General features: G+C 51.3%; 23 protein-coding genes. All 23 read right to left on the reverse strand.

Translation table 11 applies throughout. The features are described from left to right. Positions 1 to 142 precede the first annotated feature (142 nt). The 23 genes from AC0VYI_RS18535 to AC0VYI_RS18645 all read right to left on the reverse strand — a co-directional run bounded on the left by AC0VYI_RS18535 (position 143) and on the right by AC0VYI_RS18645 (position 18172). Positions 143 to 2965, reverse strand: coding sequence for a phage tail tape measure protein (locus tag AC0VYI_RS18535; protein ID WP_475444736.1), 2823 nt, complete (start codon positions 2963 to 2965; stop codon positions 143 to 145). 122 nt (positions 2966 to 3087) lie between these two features. Next, a complete protein-coding gene (locus AC0VYI_RS18540) occupies positions 3088 to 3645 on the reverse strand; it encodes a phage tail assembly protein (protein ID WP_475444737.1) in 558 nt (185 codons plus the stop codon). Positions 3646 to 3661: 16 nt separating this feature from the next. Then, positions 3662 to 4168 (reverse strand): phage major tail tube protein, encoded by a 507-nt coding sequence (locus tag AC0VYI_RS18545; RefSeq protein WP_475444739.1) that lies wholly within the window; start codon positions 4166 to 4168, stop codon positions 3662 to 3664. After that, complete coding sequence (locus tag AC0VYI_RS18550) at positions 4168 to 5337, reverse strand: phage tail sheath protein (RefSeq protein ID WP_475444741.1); 1170 nt, start codon at positions 5335 to 5337, stop codon at positions 4168 to 4170. Before AC0VYI_RS18550 ends, AC0VYI_RS18545 begins: the two co-directional genes overlap by 1 nt. Beyond that, positions 5337 to 5525 (reverse strand): hypothetical protein, encoded by a 189-nt coding sequence (locus AC0VYI_RS18555; protein WP_475444743.1) that lies wholly within the window; start codon positions 5523 to 5525, stop codon positions 5337 to 5339. The genes AC0VYI_RS18550 and AC0VYI_RS18555 overlap by 1 nt, the downstream gene beginning before the upstream one ends. 57 nt (positions 5526 to 5582) lie before the next feature. Next, positions 5583 to 5909, reverse strand: a complete 327-nt coding sequence (locus AC0VYI_RS18560; RefSeq protein ID WP_475444744.1) for a tail fiber assembly protein — start codon at positions 5907 to 5909, stop codon at positions 5583 to 5585. 11 nt (positions 5910 to 5920) lie between these two features. Continuing rightward, positions 5921 to 6859, reverse strand: coding sequence for a hypothetical protein (locus tag AC0VYI_RS18565; protein ID WP_475444746.1), 939 nt, complete (start codon positions 6857 to 6859; stop codon positions 5921 to 5923). A 13-nt stretch (positions 6860 to 6872) separates the two neighbouring features. After that, positions 6873 to 7403 carry a phage tail protein gene (locus AC0VYI_RS18570; protein ID WP_475444747.1) on the reverse strand — a complete coding sequence of 177 codons (531 nt, stop codon included), beginning with the start codon at positions 7401 to 7403 and terminating at the stop codon, positions 6873 to 6875. A 10-nt stretch (positions 7404 to 7413) separates the two neighbouring features. Beyond that, positions 7414 to 8178, reverse strand: coding sequence for a phage tail protein I (locus AC0VYI_RS18575; RefSeq protein ID WP_475444749.1), 765 nt, complete (start codon positions 8176 to 8178; stop codon positions 7414 to 7416). Further along, on the reverse strand, positions 8138 to 9139 hold the full coding sequence (locus tag AC0VYI_RS18580) for a baseplate J/gp47 family protein (protein ID WP_475444750.1): 1002 nt from the start codon (positions 9137 to 9139) through the stop codon (positions 8138 to 8140). The genes AC0VYI_RS18575 and AC0VYI_RS18580 overlap by 41 nt, the downstream gene beginning before the upstream one ends. Beyond that, on the reverse strand, positions 9111 to 9470 hold the full coding sequence (locus AC0VYI_RS18585; protein WP_475444752.1) for a hypothetical protein: 360 nt from the start codon (positions 9468 to 9470) through the stop codon (positions 9111 to 9113). The genes AC0VYI_RS18580 and AC0VYI_RS18585 overlap by 29 nt, the downstream gene beginning before the upstream one ends. Beyond that, complete coding sequence (locus AC0VYI_RS18590) at positions 9470 to 9667, reverse strand: hypothetical protein (protein ID WP_475444754.1); 198 nt, start codon at positions 9665 to 9667, stop codon at positions 9470 to 9472. Before AC0VYI_RS18590 ends, AC0VYI_RS18585 begins: the two co-directional genes overlap by 1 nt. Positions 9668 to 9691: 24 nt before the next feature. Continuing rightward, positions 9692 to 10309: a phage baseplate assembly protein V gene (locus AC0VYI_RS18595; RefSeq protein ID WP_475444756.1), complete on the reverse strand. Its 618-nt coding sequence runs from the start codon at positions 10307 to 10309 to the stop codon at positions 9692 to 9694. After that, on the reverse strand, positions 10309 to 10830 hold the full coding sequence (locus tag AC0VYI_RS18600) for a hypothetical protein (RefSeq protein ID WP_475444758.1): 522 nt from the start codon (positions 10828 to 10830) through the stop codon (positions 10309 to 10311). The genes AC0VYI_RS18595 and AC0VYI_RS18600 overlap by 1 nt, the downstream gene beginning before the upstream one ends. Next, positions 10831 to 11400: a hypothetical protein gene (locus tag AC0VYI_RS18605; protein ID WP_475444759.1), complete on the reverse strand. Its 570-nt coding sequence runs from the start codon at positions 11398 to 11400 to the stop codon at positions 10831 to 10833. It lies immediately after the preceding gene. 3 nt (positions 11401 to 11403) lie between these two features. Further along, the gene (locus tag AC0VYI_RS18610) at positions 11404 to 11757 is read right to left on the reverse strand and encodes a head-tail joining protein (protein ID WP_475444760.1); all 354 of its coding nucleotides are present in this window, start codon (positions 11755 to 11757) and stop codon (positions 11404 to 11406) included. Positions 11758 to 11805: 48 nt separating this feature from the next. After that, positions 11806 to 12792, reverse strand: coding sequence for a major capsid protein (locus AC0VYI_RS18615; protein WP_475444762.1), 987 nt, complete (start codon positions 12790 to 12792; stop codon positions 11806 to 11808). Next, positions 12792 to 13127 (reverse strand): hypothetical protein, encoded by a 336-nt coding sequence (locus AC0VYI_RS18620; protein WP_475444764.1) that lies wholly within the window; start codon positions 13125 to 13127, stop codon positions 12792 to 12794. Before AC0VYI_RS18620 ends, AC0VYI_RS18615 begins: the two co-directional genes overlap by 1 nt. After that, positions 13127 to 14236: a S49 family peptidase gene (locus tag AC0VYI_RS18625; protein WP_475444766.1), complete on the reverse strand. Its 1110-nt coding sequence runs from the start codon at positions 14234 to 14236 to the stop codon at positions 13127 to 13129. The genes AC0VYI_RS18620 and AC0VYI_RS18625 overlap by 1 nt, the downstream gene beginning before the upstream one ends. After that, on the reverse strand, positions 14184 to 15539 hold the full coding sequence (locus tag AC0VYI_RS18630) for a phage portal protein (RefSeq protein WP_475444768.1): 1356 nt from the start codon (positions 15537 to 15539) through the stop codon (positions 14184 to 14186). The genes AC0VYI_RS18625 and AC0VYI_RS18630 overlap by 53 nt, the downstream gene beginning before the upstream one ends. Further along, positions 15536 to 15769 (reverse strand): gpW family head-tail joining protein, encoded by a 234-nt coding sequence (gene gpW / locus AC0VYI_RS18635; protein WP_475444770.1) that lies wholly within the window; start codon positions 15767 to 15769, stop codon positions 15536 to 15538. Before gpW ends, AC0VYI_RS18630 begins: the two co-directional genes overlap by 4 nt. Beyond that, the gene (locus AC0VYI_RS18640; protein WP_475444772.1) at positions 15769 to 17529 is read right to left on the reverse strand and encodes a terminase gpA endonuclease subunit; all 1761 of its coding nucleotides are present in this window, start codon (positions 17527 to 17529) and stop codon (positions 15769 to 15771) included. The genes gpW and AC0VYI_RS18640 overlap by 1 nt, the downstream gene beginning before the upstream one ends. A 67-nt stretch (positions 17530 to 17596) precedes the next feature. Further along, a complete protein-coding gene (locus AC0VYI_RS18645) occupies positions 17597 to 18172 on the reverse strand; it encodes a hypothetical protein (protein WP_475444773.1) in 576 nt (191 codons plus the stop codon). Between the last annotated feature and the right edge of the window lie 63 nt (positions 18173 to 18235).

An 18235-nucleotide genomic window follows, 5' to 3' on the forward strand; every position in this document is an offset into this window, starting at 1 on the left:
CTTCAACAAGCTATTTGGGGACAGATGAAAAACTAATCTATTTTTTATCTGTCCCCAAATAGCGAACTCTTACAGTTTGATTCTACTAACCTTATTATTTATACATCAGAAAAACCTTACAAACCACTGACAATTCTCATAACTATGAGCTTCGCTTATCCGTCAAGCTCCCATCGGCCCTTGTGGCGACGTCCATATTGCCCATCATGCCTTGGGCAAATTCGGCTTTGAGTCTTTCTATCACTTGGTCGCTGAGCTGTTGGTCGTAACTTGGGTTGCCTGTTGGCGTTAGGTGGATGGTTGGCGCGAAGGTGATGCTTTTGTTGTGGTTTTGTAGCTGTTGGCTTTGCGCCGCTATATTCGCGGGGGCGGGTTGGTCGGTTTTGTCGTCTGCAAACCAGCCGCCTATTTTGCTGCCGATCCACTCCCCTAATGAGCCGCCGCCCATGCTGCCTGCGATGGAGCCGACGATTCCCCCAATGGCGGTGCCGATCACGGGGACGACGGAGCCAATGGCCGCGCCAGCTAAGCCACCTGCGGCGGCGCCTCCCAAGCCCCCTGCCATGTCGCCAGCGGTGGCGCCGATTTGGGTGCTGTTGCCTTGGGAGATGGCGGAGGCAAGGCCAGCGCCTTGGAGGGCGATGTCGAGCGGCCTGAACAGTTTGCCCGCGCCTTTTAGTACGCCGCCTGCAATGCCGCCCATGGGAATGAGTGAACTGATTCCCCCTGCTGCCCCCGCTAGGTCTGCCCCTGTCATGGCTAGGTCGGCGACGTTAGATAGGCCGCTGGCATTGGCGGAGCCTGAGAACATGCCCAAGGCCGCGCCGCTGCTGAGTAGGCCTGCGAGCCGTCCGTATTTGCCCAAGCGAAAGCGTCCGCTGAGGCGTGATGGTCTGGCTCGTCTTGAGGTGGCTTTTCTGCCACTGGATCGACCTTGTAGGTAGTCTCTTTTGCGTCGTTTGCGTTCCTCTTTGCTGAGGCGTTCGCCCCCGTAGGCGGTGGGGCTTTGTCGTGCGCCTGCGCCTAGGCTGTTGAGTTTGCGGTTTAAGCGGTCGAGGGAGCGTGAGGCTCGGTTGGCGCTTTGGGTGGTTTGGTCGGTTGAATTGGTAAGTTTCGTTTTGCCAAGGCTGAAGCGATCGCGCCCGTTGCCAAGGGTGAGTTTGGCGAGTTTAAAGGCGATAACTCCGGCTTTGACGGCGGCAATGGCGGCGGCCACGCCCATTAGACCTGTGGCCAGTTTGGGGTTGGCTTCGGCAAAGTTGGCGACGCTATCGACTACGGACATGAGCGGTGGCAAGACGGCATCGAGCACGGGCAAGAGCCGATCCCCTAGGATGATGGTCATGCGGTCGAATTTGGCCCCGAGCATGTCGAGGCTGTGGCCTCGTGTGGCGGCGCGGTTGGCGTATTCGTTGTTGACGCTGTTGGCTCGGTCGGCTTGTTTGGTGACTTTGCCAAAGGCGGCGACGAGGCCGTTTTGGTCGTCGTCCAGTGTGGTGACGAGTTTGGCAACGGCGCCTTTTACTTCTTCCCCAAAGAGCTGGGAGATGACCGCGCCTCGGTCTGTGGCGTTGACGTCTTGTAGGCTGCGCATGACGTCGATCAAGGTGCCTTGGGCGTCTTGCTGCATCATTTCCGCGAGTTCTTCGGCGTTGAAGCCGATACGCCCCATGGCGTTTTTCTGGGCGCTTGTGGCGGCGTAGCCTGCGGTGAGTCTTCCGGTGATGTTTTTCAGCGCAGTGGAGGCGACTTCGTCCGTGGCGCCCCCTGCAATGAGGCTGGCAGACAGGGCGGCGGTTTGGTTGTAGCTGAGCCCTGCGCCCATGGCGGTGGAGCCTTGGCGCACCATGACGGCGGCAATGTCTTTTGCCTTGGCGTTCATGTTGTTGCTTAGGTAGTTGGTGGCGTCGGCTAGGTCGAGGGCGTTCTTTTGGGTTAGGCCCATGGCGGCGCGGAAGGTCGCGAGGGTGGAACCCGCTTCGTCTGCGGAGACGTCCCACGCGACGCTCATTTTGGTGGCGGCTTCGGCAAATGGTAGAAGCTGGTCTTTTTCGATGCCGGATTGCCCGGCGGCAGTGACGATGTCGGCGATGCCTTGTTGCTGTACGCCCAAGCGCCCCGCGAGTTTCATCATTTCGGTGCGGTATTGGGCTTCTTCTTTTTTGTCGGAGAAGTTGACGACTTTTTTGACGTCGGCAAAGGTGCTTTCGTATTCGACGGCGCGTTTGCCCGCCATGATGAGGGGCGCGGCTTTGACGGCGAGGCCGACGGCTTGCCCAACGAGTTGGCCTTTTTGGGCGTTCCGATCGGCAATGCGCCCTTTTAAGGTTTGGATCTGTTTTAGTTTGGCCTTTTGGCGCTCTAGGGCTTGGCTGGCTTGGTCGGTTTGTCGGGCAAGTTTGAGCTCTTGGGCACCGAGCGAGTTGACTTTTAGGCCTGCGGCGCTCATGTCGCGACGTAATCCGCCCAGTTCTTTGGCTTGGTGGCCGTAGGCGTGGGTGAGTTTGTTGCTGGCTTGCTCTGCGTTTTTAAGGGCGGCTTTTTCTTTTTTGTGGGCTTGCTCGGCGGCTTTTTTGGCTTTGGTGAGTTGTTTTACTTTTTGGTTGGCTTCTACCACCTGGCGCGACTGTGCGCCGTAGGCTTGGGCGGCGTTTAGTAGGGCTTTTTCGGCTTTGGCGAGTTCTGCCGTGTGTTGTTTGACGATGGCTTGGGCGCTTTGTTCGCTTTGTTTGAGGCGGTTGGTTTCTTGATTCGCCTTCGATAGCGCGGTTCTGCTCTCTTTTAATCTCTCGTTTAGGGTTTTGAATCGGGCGATGGTTTTTTGTTGGTCGCTGAGCTTTTTAAAATCGTCGTTGGTTTTTTCGATTTGTTTTTCAAGTTTGCCAGCGCCTTGGAGGGCGCTTTTGAAGGGTTTGCTGAATTTGTCGACCGCTGACAGGGCGATGGATATTTTTTTGTCAGCCATGGTTTACCCCTTGTTGATGCCCAGTTTGGCGGCGGCGAGGTGGTAGCGGCGCATGGCTTCGTCCATGCGCCAGTTTAGTATTTCAGAGGGAGGAACGTGGTACACCAGCGGGATGACGTCGGTTAGGACTTCGACGTCTTTTGGCGAAAGTAATCCGCCGGTTTGTCCAAAAAATCGATTAGTCGCTCCTGTAGCTGGTTCCAGTCTGGCAGGCTGAGACAGGCGAGCTCGTCTTTTGAAAAGCCTGTGCAGCTGGCGCTGATAAAGAGGGTGCGTTCCCATTCGTCTTGGTGGGTGTCCATGAGGTCGGTGGTGGCGACGGTGGGCGGACGGAGTTTGTAGTGGGTTTTTTCTTGTCTGTCGTCCCCTAGAATGGGGATGAGCAATGCTGGCGCGTCTGGGTCGAACTCGCCTTCCATGAGGGTGTGGGCTTTGGCGTTCATGAGTTCTAACACGTGGTTTTGAATGCTGGTGTAGTCCGGTGTGACGAGTTTTTTTAGCATGGTTTCCGAGAGGCCCGTGCTTTCGCTAATACAAGCACGAAGTAGCTGGGTGTTGTTGGCTTTGTTTTTCTCTGAGAGTTCACGGTGTTGCCCCATGGTGAGAGTGTGAATTGTGACGCTTTCGAGGGATTCGTTTTCGATGGGCCAGACGAGCTGGTGTTTTTTGGGTTCAAACATAATGGTTCTCGTTTATTTAAGGTAAGCCGACATTGCGGCGGTGTTCAGACAGCAAGTCGCCGTTGCCAAGGTTGAGGATTTGGGCGTTGCGGTCGATCTCGTAAATGGTTTTGCCCGCTTCTTTCTTTTTGTAGGCGCTGACGGTCATGTCGATGTCGTTGTCTGGGAGTTCGCCCATTTTGCTGGCGGATTCGGTGACACCGGTGATTTCGCCTGTGATGCTGTATTCGATTTTGAAAGTGTTGCCGTCTTCGTCTTGGTGGGATTCGTTGACGTTGACCTGGCACACTTCGCCATTGGCTAAGCCAAACGCGGCCAGTAAGGCTTGGTTGGCGCCTTTGATTTTGAATTTGGCGGTGAGCTTTTCTAGCCCGACCATGACTTCGCCGGGGATGAAGGAGCCGCCTCGGGTTTCTTGCATGGTCTTTTTGACTTCGGGCGGGGTGAACTCGTCGAGTTCTTTAACCAATGGCTCACCGTTGATGATGGCCATTCTAGTAATGCGGGTGCGTTGTCCAGCCATTATAGGGCTCCTTCTAGGAACGATTCGACGATGCCTACGTCTTCAATTAGGTGGTACACCATATGTTCATTCGGCGCGTAACCGTGGTATTTGATGGCAATGTGCCATTCGCCGTTGGTGTAGTTTTCGACGTTATTGAGCGTGGGATGCAAGTAGACTTGCGCGCCCATGATGGTTTCGTCGGCTTGCAGGGATTTGAGCCAGAAGTTGAGTTTTTCAATCTCTTGGTTCATGAAGGATTCGCTTAGGTTGCGCGCCATGGCTCGCTGGGCGGTTTTCGCCAGTTTGCGGATGATGGCGTATTCCAAACCCACTTGAGAGACAAAGCGCCCTGTGACGCAACGGTTGCCAATGAGCGAGAAGCCACCCATTGAGGTACGCGCAAAGTAGGAGACGCCAAAGCGGTTCATGAGGTCGCCGTTGGTCGCATTGTCCATGATGTTGTAGTCGATGGTTCGTGCGGTGCCTTGGATTAGCGCACCCATGCCGCCTTTGGCGGGGCTTTCCCATGGTTTGACTCGCGCAAAGCATGACAAAGCAATGGCTGCGCCTGAGAAGTAGACGTTGCCTTTGGCGGCTTGGCTGTAAACGGAGACAAAGGGATCGACCACATAAAATGCGTCGTACCCTGTGCCCTCGCCCCCTAGTGACTTGGAATAGTCGATGGCGGCGTTGTCGTTGGTGTTGGGGCCGTCGCCAACGGGAATCGCGAAGAGGCGTTTGCCTAGTGCCGCGAGCGCATCGGCCACGGGTTTGGTGTTGAACCCCGGGGCGGCGATGTGGGTGGGCACTTCTTGGCAATCGCTTAAGGCTTGGATGCCGGTTCGTTGGCCTGTGGCTGGGTCAACCTTGCCTATTACCTTGTTGATGGTGTCGGCGGTATCTGTACCCTCTTCGACGATGACGGCGTAGATGGGTACGGAGACGATGCGGAGCAGTTCGTAACAGGTGCGCCATAAGGTGCCGCGTTCATTGCCTGCCATGTCTAGTTTGGCCGCTGCGCCCTTGTTGGCAATGCGGATGGGGCTGTTTTTTGGCCACAGTGGGTCGGCGTCTGGCGCGGTACCGACGATACCGACGACCACGCTGCCAAGTGGCCCCATTGGTGGCGGCGCAGATTGTTTTTCGACGCTGATGCCGTTGTGGGTAAAGGATGCTATCTCTGGCATTAGGCCTCTCCTTTTGGTTTGGCGGTGGTCGCGAGGGCGACTTTACCGCTTAAGATTAGGAATTCTGCTTCGCTGGGAAGCAGCTCGACCGTGTCGCCTTTTTGGTGCCAATGCTTGTGATTCGGGCATTGGTAAGGCGATGTGACGGTGTAGGTTTGCCGAGGATTAGGCGGCTGTTTTGTGACCATGGGCTTTCTCCAGACGTAAAAAAACCGCTTTCGCGGCTTGGGTGTTTGGTGGGTTCTTTATTCAGGTTTGGTTGGCCAGACAACGTCGTCTGGGTTGTCGTATTGCTGCGGTAAATCTCGCAGGGCTTGACGGTACTCAGCCCACGCTTTTTTCTTTTCATCACTGAGCGGAGCGTCCGGCATTTGGGTGTAGTCTGTTTGTGAGATTCTATAATCTCGCTGGGCGCGGATACCTGCGAACTTTACTTTTTTTATCGCATCACGACACATCGTAAGCGCTTCTTTTTTACTAAATCCCATTCCCTGTAATATGTCAGGATCAGCAGGCACGTTGTATAGTCGCTCACCATGCTTGTTTACAAAGCTTTCAATGAAGACATTCATAGCCACTCCTATTACTCCGTTGTGCTTGTCGTTGATTGTGCCGATTCATTTGCTTCCAATGCGTCTATCTCTTTTTGCAAATCCGCGATATCGGACTGCAACCCCGTAATATCAGATTCAAATAGAGCAGTTTGGGCTGAGAAGTCATTTTTAGACGCATAACGCAGATCAAAGTCGCGTTGAAATGGAAGTATATAACGGTCATAAGGATCGCCAAGCAGCGGGTCATCTTTATGATAGGGTTTTACTTTCCAACTTATCTCCCAGTCAGACCCGACGTCGTCTACCATTGTAACTTCTGTGCTTTCTCGACTATATGACACGCTCGACTGAAAGCTCTTAATGATTTGATACGTTAACCCCCCGCGAAGATACATTCCCGACCTGTCAGCGCAATTAACAATTTGCCCGTCTGTAAAACCTGAGTACATATCTCGAGAACCGTCAACATAGCGTGCTATTGACATCATACCAAAGCTCACTTGACGAACCGTATTCCGGTACGTTTCTGATAATCGTTTAATTATGAGAAAGTTGGCACCGCCACCCCAGGGAATACCACTACCTTCAATTTCCAGATTCAACCCCGCCACATGGGGATTCCCATCTCCAAAGGGGTTCAGAGAGCTATCTGTGTTATGCAAACGAGTAACTAATATTTTCGATATACCGACATCATCACCTGGCATAAAAAACCAGACAGGATAAAAAAAGTCCGTGCTCAGTCCTGTCAAATCGACAGTCTCTATGTACTGCGGCTGTGCATTGATATCAACGGCTTGCACCGAGGCGCGCCACTGATCAAAGTCATTTTTTGCTTGACTGACTTTATTTTCAAAACCATTTGTTGTTTCGCTGATTTTTTCGTCAATCTCACGCACTTTCTCTGAGACTGTCCCCGTCATATTATTGACTGACTGTATTAACGCCGCCGTGTCTTGTGTACTCATTATATTCTCCGTATCAAACTGTTCGTTTTTCTAGATCTAACAATCGAAACTCTTGCAAGAGTTGCCTATGCATGGTGTCCACCTGAGCAATCGCCATTTTGGTAAATTCATCTTCGATGAGTATGTTTAGATTCTCCGTTCCCACGACCACGGTCACGGTATCGCTTGGTAAAGCACTCAAATCCAAGGTGATCGGCTGGATGCAATGACCATTTTTGGCTTTGTAGTTCAGGGTGGTATTGGGGGCGGAAATCACCCCCAATAAGGTGCCTGTCTCTAGCCAGAATCCTAGCTCTTTGATGGGGTATTCCTGCGGGCCGCTGAACTTGGCGACGGCTTGCAATTGGCTTGCTCCGGTGTCTTTATACTCGCCAAACTCAACCCGCTGGATTTCATTCACTAAGGTGGTTTGATCAGGGTTTGGGGTGTAAGCACGGTCACCCGCTGAGACCCATTTCAAACGGGCTTCTATGCCCCTTCCTTTTGCGCTAATGCATTCATTTAACCCCGCGCGGGTAATGACTAAACTTAGGCTATCGCTCATGTTATCTACCTTAAATAATCGCTTTGGCGTTCACTGGTGACAGGGTAACGCTGTAATGATCGGCTATTGCTAGGATCCCCAAATACCCATCAGTTTTGATCACGGGAATGATGGCTTGAAGGTTAAGGGGCTGAATAGTCACCGCTGGCGGAACGGCGGCGGCAATGGATAACGAGGCACTCACTTGCGGCATGGGCCAAAGGTTGGCGTCTGCCTCGGCCTCTTTCACTGTAATTGATGGCGCCCTTGCTCCCGCCAACCCTAAGCTTGTTTCCACACCGAACATCAAGGACAGTTCAATGTTGTCTCGCTCTGATTTGGTGTCCTCGATATAAGCCATGAGCTTTTTGGCATTGGCGACATTGACGGGCTTATTGCCCTTCTCCCATGCGACGATGTCTAAACTGTAGGGCTCTCGATTTGGTGTTTGTTGGTACCAAGATTTTATCTCGCTCAAAAATTCGAACGATTCTAGGGCCAACGCCAAGCCCGCTTTCGTGCCGCTAAGCTGGCGAACTTTCCACGCGTTGCCTGCTAAATTCCGTTTCACTTGCTCTGTATCTTCCGTGTCCCAAATCGGCACTTGTTTTTCAGACGCCAACGTCGCAATTGCCTCTATTCGGGTTTTCTGTGCATCCAGCAATGCTGGATATGGATGGTCAACCGAGTACAAAACCTCACTTAGGGCAAGTTCTAATGCACGTTCTAGAGGGCTACGGTTATCAGGTAAAACACTATAGGTTTTCAGTGTTGACGGTAATTTGGACTGACTCAAGGTAAGGCGCCTCGTTGTATTGGCAACGCAATGGCTCTTTGGGTTGCAGTATGTCGCCTCGATGGGCGCCGGTGGTTTTTAAGAGCACGCTGTAGAGCATAGACAGCTCGATACTGCCGCCCAATCTGTGTTGTTGCTCTGCATACTCTCGCACGGCTTTTTCAGCGGCGGCTTTGACCACATTGGCATCGGGACCCGTGCGGATATAAAGCACGGCATCACACGACCACGGCTTTATCGTGGGTGCTTTGACGGTGAGTAGATCGGTCTCTTGGGCGATGTCGTCCCGCTGCATGTATTCTTGTGTTGCCGCGATTAATGCTTCGGCTGGGACACCGTTATTGGCATGAGCCAAGATGAAGCAGTCCACTTCCCCTGGTGCTACGCGCCTTGCTTGAGCATCTTTGGTTTGGCCTGCCATGTCGTGCGCTTCGAATTCGTAGGTCACCACGACTTTGCCTTGAGTGGGGCTTTCAACGGTCACTTTGGGGCGTCCGCCCAGCGTCATGGCATTGAATCGGTAACCGGATCGGGTGCCTGTGGTGGCCAATGCGTAAGCGGCTAGGTAATAACGAGTCAGCAATGCTTCGTTGCTTTCGACTTTTGGCGGTACCGGAGGAAAGGCGTTCGGGTTCCCTTCGTCGATTATTTGCCGCTCTACGCCCAATTGGCTGGCGATGAGATCCACCATGGCATCGTCGGTCGCGTACATGCCAAACATTTGAAGGGCTTGTGCGTTCATTTGCCTAAATTGGCTTTGCAGGATGACGGTGAAGGCTTCCGTGAATTTGGTTAACAGCTCGGCTTCGTTTTCAAAGGTCTCTTTCACGCCTGCCACATCATCGGGGGCGTTGTCTGCTAGATACGAAAGCACGCTGTCTTTGACGGTCTTGAAGAGGCTGTCAAAGTTTGGGGTGGTGATGATCTCTGGTTTAGGCAGTGGATTTTGATGGGGAAACATCTAGCGGTACCTCAAATTTTATGTTTTGACCATTCCACTTGCCTTCGAAATATAAAGCCAATCCATTGGTTAATCGCTTGGCCACACAGCGCGACGGCACAAAGTCGGTTAAGCCGTTGATTGGTTCGTAAAAGGCGGCAATAGCAGCGGCTTGCAGGCGAATCAACATGCTGTCGGTCATGTTCGCGCCCATGTATTGTCGAACCTCACTGCCAAAGGTGGGGCGTTTGGCCCGCCCTACTTTGGGTGTCGTCATAACTTGGGTGATGCGGCTGACAAGCTGGTCGAAGCCCTCTATCTTGCGGCCTGTTTTGCGGTCGATGCCAACCATTAAGTCACCTTGTATGAACCAGCAGAAGATCCACTTGTTACCGGAACCTCTGCATTTTGGGTGATGTGGTTAACGATGCCTTCAGCGAAAGCCAGCCACCATTGATGACCTGCCGTTTTGTCCGATACGGGTTGAAACCCATGGGCTTGCATCGCGTCTTCTATGTCTTTAGCGAGCTGTTCAGGATTTAATGCCATCTTGAATACCTTATTTTCCAGCGTTTACTTGCCTGCGGTGACGGTTGAGGAACAATCCCCGTGGGGTAAGCCTGTCACCATGCATTTATGCGCGCCAGTGACCACGCCAGTACCTTTATTGAGCATGATCATTTTGCCGTCGACGGTGACGTTTCCACCCGCTGTTACTGTGGCGGATTTAGCGACATTGACGACCACATCGCCTTTCACTTCCACTTTCAGTAAATGATTTTTCGCATGGTACGAAACCAAAGAACCGTCGGGGTAACAGCGGATAATCTCGTTAGGGTCCTTGCTTGGTGCGGGGAAGTTATCGCTAAACAAACCGATTAAAGCGACGGTTTGGGTGCCGTTATTGCCGGCACCGTAATTGAGTAATACCGCCGGTTCGCCCACGGAGGGACAACGATACTCCGACGTCTCGCCAGCGGCGGAGGCAAACCAACGAATAAAAGGCGTGTTTAGCTCCCCGTGTTGTACTTTGATCAAGGCGCCAGATTCGTGAACGGCAATAACACGACCGAGGCGAATAATGCTTTGCAGGCGTCGTCTTAGGTCTTCGGTTTCTTCGCTTAGGTCTTCGAGTCGATCAAGATACGGTTGCAACATATCCCGCACCATGGCTTCAATCAGTTGGCGCATTAGAGGCTCCTGTATTCGTCTGGGTCGTTTTCATCGGTTGGGTTGGTTGCTAAGCGAATGCCGCTTTTCACTGTCTCGGGTTGCCATGTGGACGCGCCTAGGTAAATCTTTTGCTCCCAATTCACCACCCACGAATCAAAACCGCCAAGGGTGTCTTTGCAAAAGCGGCCGGGGTAGGCTTCGATATTAAAGGGCTTTTCTAGGACGGATCCTGTTAACCAAATGCCCTTTTCATAAACAAACTGGGACACGGCTACGGCAAACTCTTGGAGTTCCATTTGCAGATTGGGCACTTCTCGCCCCAACACACAGTGAATGGCAAATTGCCCGACCACGGGATAACGGCCATCGCCCACATCAGGCGCTTTGGGTAGTTCTTCGATGTTGAGCAAGCAGGCCGGAGCGAGGGATTCGAGGTTCTCGCTGGGGTCGTAGCTGTCGATGGTGACTTTAGGGAAACGACCTTTCAGGGCGTCTATAATAGCTTGGTGCACATCGCTTAAGTTGATATGGGTTGGCACTTATTGCCCCTCGACGTTCATTGCGAAGTTGATTTCTTGCTTTAAGATGTGGTGAAAACGCGCTTCGGCTCGCACGTGATAGCGCTCAATAATAGGCTGTGCGATGTCATTAATGAGGAAGTTTTCTTCTACGATGGGCAGTTCTGTCCATTGCCCGTCGGCGCGTTTCGAGCGTTTGCTGCCCTTGTCATATTTGCGCTTGAATACACCGCTGTGGCCGTTTTTCATGGTGGCGATAAAGGCGCCAATAAAGTGATGCTTGCCGACTCTGACGCCAATGTCCGTTTGCTTGGGTTTGCCCAAGGCCGCTACGGATATGGGCGCTAAGCCAAACCAGACGTTTACCGTGCGCTTGCCATCTTTGATGTAAAAGCTTTTGTAATACCGCGCGGCTAAGACGCGCTGAGGAACCGACAAAGCCACGCCTAACTCTCGTTTGGTTTGGGTTTCTAACCAACGCGCCACTTTCTTAAGGGTGCGTGTGACGGCTTTTTGAAGCTGTCGAATGGACAGCTCTAATTGCGCTTCTAGCTCGGCAACGCCGTCCCCTAGGTCGATTTGTAGGTTCATAGATTACCGCCAGTTGTGGTCTTTGTTTTGCGTGACTTTCAGGGGCAGTACAATTTCAAATTCGCCCTTGTGAAAGGGCAAGATTAAGTAGGAGACACCGTCTATTTCGAGGCGATCCCCTTCTTCACAGGGGCAATGGTTGGGTGACACGCAAAAGGTCGCGGTGATCACATCTACATGCAGTTGCCCTGCTTTTTTTGATGTCGACGTGGTGGTCACGTCGCGTTCAATGAATGAGAACGTCCCTGTTATGGTACTTGTAGTACCGTTTTTTGATAGCCATATCACTTCTTGCCCAAACTCGTTATCGATGTCGCTTTTGAGTGCGTCTAAGACAGCACGATGACTGAGATTCATAAGCGCCTCATAGGTCAAAAGATAAGGAGTTGGGTAAGAAACGCTCTGTTAGTTCGAGCTGTAGATTTCGGCTAACAAGGATGGATCACGAGCGATCGGCAAGTAAATCGCGCGGGAGCGGATTTCTAAGCCTTCGTCGTGCTTCATTGGCTCTGTGGTGATGTGACACTCACGGGCTTTGGCTGAGCTGGAATGCAGTACGTCCGCTGGCGCACGCAACATCCCAAATAAGCCTTTTACACCAAGCGGGTATGAGGCGCCTTTTTCGGCCACTTCGTCGGCTTCGTCTGACACAAACTTGATACCACAGATGTTGATTTCGCTTGGATCATCCGCAAAGGCCACCACGCGTTTGGCGTGAATTTCTTCACTGTAAAACTTTTTGATACTGTCATGATTCAAAATGCGCTCAATCATTTCTTGACCAATGCGACACTCAACACCCTGCAAAGTAAGATGGCCATGCTTTTTCGCATTATCCACCGTGGCTTTGCGCAGCCCTTTCAACAAGGTAGGTACGTCGGTGCCCGCTGTGCCGAGCTTCAAATCCAGCTTGCGCTCGTCAACGCCTAACACTTTATGTAAATCAACAAGTATCGTGCCTTTCTTGTTTTTTACCTTTCCCTTTAGTGCAGAATAGGCCGTAAACGCCGCGGTATAGCGGTGGTTATCTTTGTGTTTCCCCATCTGGCTTTTAACCAAAGATGCCAGCTCTTGTGCTTTGATCTTTTTATCGCGCAATGAACCAATGCGTGACAGGTCACTGGGGACGATTTGTGTTTCAAACGGATAACGAATCAAACGCACTGGTACCGCGCTTTCGGCGTCGTGTTCGTCGATGTTGGGGTTTTGGCCGATTTCACCTGGCATCAAGACTTGAAGCTGTTGGCCAGACTTCACAATCATGACGTTACGATGTTCGACATTTTCCACTGTGAACATATTGAGTACGGCGGCATCGATGTGGACGGATGCATTAAAACCCGTTGTTAACGCGCTCAGCGAGAACGCTTCGTGATCGAATATATCTTCCATTACTGTGACCCTTCTTTGATAACGATAAATGCTTTTTCAAGCTGTTCGGTGATGGCCGCTTTGATCGGCTCCGTTATGCCGTTTGGCCATGCGATGTACAGGGTATTGAACACTGAATGCGCCCAGTACACTTTGCCGCCGCCTGCGTGGATGCCGTAAGCGTCGCTGCCGTCGTAGTCTTCTGCTTTGACATCCAGCGCTTTACCCTCTTTGGTAACGATGGACCATTCTGGTTGCGTCGCGGCGGCATCGATTTGTTTGATGCACATCTCGCCCCGCTCGTGGGACCAAAGGAGTATTAACGAGTCGGAGACTTTGTTATGTATCTCTTGCATTACGCGTCCTCAATCAGTTGTAGCATGTCGTAGCTCTCTTCTTTGTGAGACTCCAACCCGCTGGTTAATGAAATGTCTTCGTCTTTTTTCGCGGCGGCTTCTTTTAACGCTTTTGATGCCTCCTCTTCGCTGGCGTTGTCTTGAATAAGCTGGCCTGCCATTTCTGGTACGCCTGCGGCTTTGGCAAGATGATTAATATTCTGGGCCAGTTCGGTGTGTGCGGCCGCCTGGGCGGCGGACGAGTGCTGTAAGGCAATGATTTGTGCCTTTAAATCGGCGGTTTCCGCTTCGTGGGCGGCGTTGATTTCCGCGACGATTCGCTTGTGTGTTGAATTTGTCATCATGGTATGAATCTCTTCCTCTGTTTTAATGCCATCAATTAGGCCGTGGGCCAGTAAATCGCTCGCGCCAAACATTTTGGCTTGCAGTGCTTGAACCTGGGCGGCGTCGATGCCTCGGTTTTGCCCGACTAGCTGAAAGAAGGCATCACCCAATTGGTTCACCATGGCTTGGTGACGTTCGCGCTCTTCTTCACTTAACGCGAGATGCGGTGAGCCATCGGCTTTGGCTTCGCCTGTGGTGAAGTAGGTAATGGTCTCTTTGTCGTTATGAACCTCACGACGACCAAAGATCACACCAATAGAACCCGCCATGCTGTGTGGGCTGGCGTACAGTTCGGTACAAGCACAGGCCAAAGCATAGTTTGCCGAGTAAGAGCCACCATTGATGAAGCCGACCACGGGTTTTATCGCGCCAATTTCTTTAATCAAGTTGGCCAGATCAAAACAACCAGACGCTTCACCACCGGGGCCATCGAATTCTACGAAGATCTTCTTCACTGAGTCGTCTTGGGCAAGGGCGCTGAAACGTTGCCGCAAGTCGCGGTAAGACAGGATTTCATTACAGTTCGCGTCTAGTCCATTAAAGCGGTGCGAGGTGGGACCGAAGACGGACAAGTGACAAAAAGTGCCTTCTCGTCCGCCGTTATCACTGCCTAAAAATAAGCTTGGGTTTTGGTAGAACTGTTTGAGTAACTCAAAGTTGGCCTGATGCGCGTCAATCGTCATCATCATCGGGGAGTTCGTCATCAACTGCAGAAGATGCCGCATTGTCTATTCCTCTCTCTTGTTTCGCGTCTTGGCTTCGTTGTACGCCATCTAAATGTTGGTCGAGCGTTTTGCCGCGACCATTGGAGACTTCTTCTAGTGACGTGATGTGATTTTCGACTTCTAACACCAAGGCTTTGGCGGCTTTGAGTGGGTCGATTTCTTCCCATTCTGGCCAAATCCATGTGGGGTTTAAGTAGGGGTAAGGGTTCTCAAAGTAGTTGGGCAAACTCTCGGATGTACCGAGATGGAACGCATCGATAAACCAGCCCAATATGCGGTTAAACGCGGGGCCTAACACGATGTCTCGTAATTGCCCAATCAAGCGGCGGTGGTTGATCATGCCCGCGCGAATGCTAGAATAATTAACCTGCGTTAAATCCCCCGTTAGCATTTCGTAGGTGATGCCCAGCAGACCCGCAATCATCCGCAACACTTGGTTGTTGTGCTCTTGGTAGTTGCCGGCGATCTCAGCGGGGGACGCGGTTTTGATCTCTTTCACGCCATTCAAAAAGGTCACGCCGCCTGCATTGTGCACAAGGCGTTGCGGTGTTCGTTGACTCGCTGGGCCACCTGCGGTTTGGCTGATTTCGGTCTCTTTCAGTGCAAAGACTTGTTGGCCTACCCGCTTCATTCGAGACTTGATCTCGACGGTTTGGTTGTCTTGGTATTGCTTGGCAAAGTCGGCCCCGGGGGAAATCCAAGGCTGTGCCGTGCTTTGGGAAACATGCACTACATCACGCAGGTGGATCACGTCTTCAGCGGGTATCCAGTTCACCGAGTCTTCGTCAAAGTCTGGATGATCCCGTGGCAGTTTATAAAAAGCGTATTTCTTCACTTTTCCGTTTTTTGCGTACAAGATGCCGCCGCGAACGTAACTGCTCGCCCCTGTTTGCTCAAGGTCAATCGCTAAGCTCAGCGGACTAACGACCTGTATTTGCAACGGCATAGGATGCAAGGTACGACGGCGCACAATGAAGGCGCTGCCATCTAAAAGCATGGTGATAACGGCTAAGGCTTGAACGCCTGCAAAGTTGGTGTTGTCGTAAAAGTCACAATAAAGCGTCCATTCTTCAAAACTCTTAATGAAGGATTCGCTGAATAAGGCAGGATCGAAAACGGGCTTTGCACCACCACCGATACAGCTTGCCCGAAAGCGAGACGCCCCCACTCGTAACAAGGGGTTATTGCGAATAAGGTGATGGCTGGCGGTGATCTCTTTTAAGAGAACGCTTTCGCTCTTTTCGTTGTCATGCAGTTCAGCCCCTTTAAACAAGGGCGATTTGGCAACACTGGAATAACTCAAAATATCACCTCAACATCGACACTTTGCATCAATGGAACGGACTGCAAATCGCTGATCATTTGGCGCTCTAATGCTCGTAATTCTGACAAGCTGACCTCGGTGTATTGCATGGAAGTTCGGCCGCCTTGCGGATTGGTATACTCAACCCTCACCTTTCGCTTACCTTGCACTAGGTCGGTGATGGCTTGTTGGACGATTTTTAAGTTGTCGTCAGTCGAGTAAATGGTCATTAGTAGTCTCCATAGTCTGACGTTTCGTAATAATCGCCGTAGTCGTTTTCGATGACGTCATCGGTGATTTTGTGGGCATTTGGATCAATCAGACCAAGTGGCTCTTGGGGCGAGGCGTCTTTGATTTCTGGCCGTAAGAAGTCATAAAGCCACAGCACGTAAACGAGTAAATCCCACGGCTCGTTGCGCTTTTGATCGGGCTTTTTGTCCCATTTCACGTTGCTGCCACTGCCCTTTAATTCTTCGGCGGTGAGCATTTGGAAATAGTCCAAATCAAACACGTCGTTTACGGGGAAATGGATGTAGTTTTTGCCTGGCACTTCGTTGTTTAAACGTTCTGCCGCGCGGTTTTTAAGTTGGTGAACGTTCAGGCTTCGGTATTCACATTTCACTTCGGGGTGAACCTTGTAAGTGAGGGTGAATTCTGGCTTGAATTTGGTTTTTTGACTTCCTTCCCCTCGAATCGCAAAAATCCAACCCTGATACGGCGCGCAAAATTCCAGCATGGCTTTCCACGCGTGACCATTACAGTCCATGGCCGCCGCAAATACGCCAATGCTTCGCCCATCGGATAGAGTAAATTCGGTTTCAAATTCGCGGATGAGATTTTGCTGAGTCGAGACGTCTTCAGGGTCACCGTGGACTTTTCCGTAATGTATCGCCCACATCTCGCCCCGCTCTCCAACCGCCCAAAAGTGGTAATCAAAGCGGTTCTTTTGGGTATCGATCGTCGCTAAAACACCGCGCACTTGTTCCGGCAAACATTCCATTGGCGAATAGTGCTCTCGCCGCTGGTACAGGGCTTCGAAGTTGTTGAGCTTGTGCGCTCGTGATGCGTCCGAGTACTCCACGCCCACCTTCGTGTTCATGAAGGTTTGCATTTTGCGTGGGTCTTTTTTCGCCTTGTCGTATTCAGCCGCAATCGATGGCAACGAGGTGTTGGGGTTGTCGTTGTAGGCTGACCATATATGAAAGCCAGCGTCGATTTTGCCCCGCTCGTTGGTGTCGCCCGGTTCGCCACATTTACAACACAAAGCGGAGCCTGTTTCGTCCCATTGTTCTGGGGTTTGATGAACGCCACAGCATGTAAACTCTCGTGTGGCGCGCCATTCCCCCGCCTCCACCATGTTGAATTTATGGTGTTCTTCAATCTTGCCGCTGCAATGAGTGCAAACGAAGTGGGCGTCTTTGTAGTGCTTGGGCGAGTATCGAAAGTTCTCTAATTTTAAGCGTTGTTTGAAACCACAATGGGGGCAAGGCACATACAAATAACGCTGATCGGTTTGCAGAAACTCGCGGGTAATCTTACAAGTCCCTGCTTCTTTCGGCGTAGAGCCTAAAACTATTTTTCGTTGGCCTTCGCTCTCGGTTCGCGTGATGCCCAAATCGATTGGGTCACCTTCTTTATCGACGTTATTCGGCCAGCCCGATATTTCGTCCATAAAGAGATATTTAATCGTCACCATCCTAAAACTACTGGCAGACGTGGCCCAAACGATTGACAAGTCACCCCCGAAAAAGCTTTTCTCGGTGGTGGTGTTTTTGCCGTATAACTTGGATATCACTGGCGCGCAGTGATTAAACACCTTACCTATCTCTTTTGTCGCGAACTTTTCCGCATCGCCTTGGGTGTTCTGAACAATCATGATGTTGCCAGGATCGTTAGATACCAGCCACGCCACCGATGTGTTGATAAAAATGGCGTAACCAACCCGCGCACTTTTAGACAGAACGATTTTTTCTATGTAGGGCGATTCCAATGCCAGCAACCACGCCTTTTGAAACGACTTAGGCGGGTATATCTGAGCATCGGAATTGTAGTTTTTCTTACTCCACGGTATTAGCGGTATCTTCTTCGGCGGGGACGTAATGCTTAGAATATTTTTCGAGAATGTTCTCGATAAGCGACGGTAATTCATCATTTCCAAGCTCATTTAAACTGTCAAAAGCGCCCTCAACCACCTGCTCAATCACTTTGACCTCTTTAGGGGAAACCTTTAAGCGTTTTTGTAACTGATTAGGCACGTCTAAAAGCTGCCTTCTAAACATCGAAAGTGGGCCATTTACCAACTCTAATAAGGCGTCATAAGGCACTAATTCGCCGCTCTCACGACCATTCTGCAAATGCAGTTTTATGGCAGCTTGTTTTTCCTTCTCTTTTTTCCAATCTTCGAGCGTTTTGGACTGTTTACTGTTTCTACTGCTTCCCCCCGTTTTCCTCCCGACATTCGCCCTCAACTGCCGAACAGTTTCTGATAAGTAATCCACATAAGCATGCACTGATTTTTCAATGTCGATGTCTCCAGAGTCATCGCGAACAACGGTATAGCCGTCTTTTTCATGATTACGAATCGTCTTAACATTCACATCCAAAGCAGCAGCAAGCTGCATTTTAGTCGTCATGTAAATTTACCCTCTATTCACAAGAATGATGGTCAAATGGGAATGGGAAACAGAAGCTATATT

Source organism: Marinomonas sp. 63XJN7_9_ISO-PGPR-S23-217 (assembly GCF_056173515.1).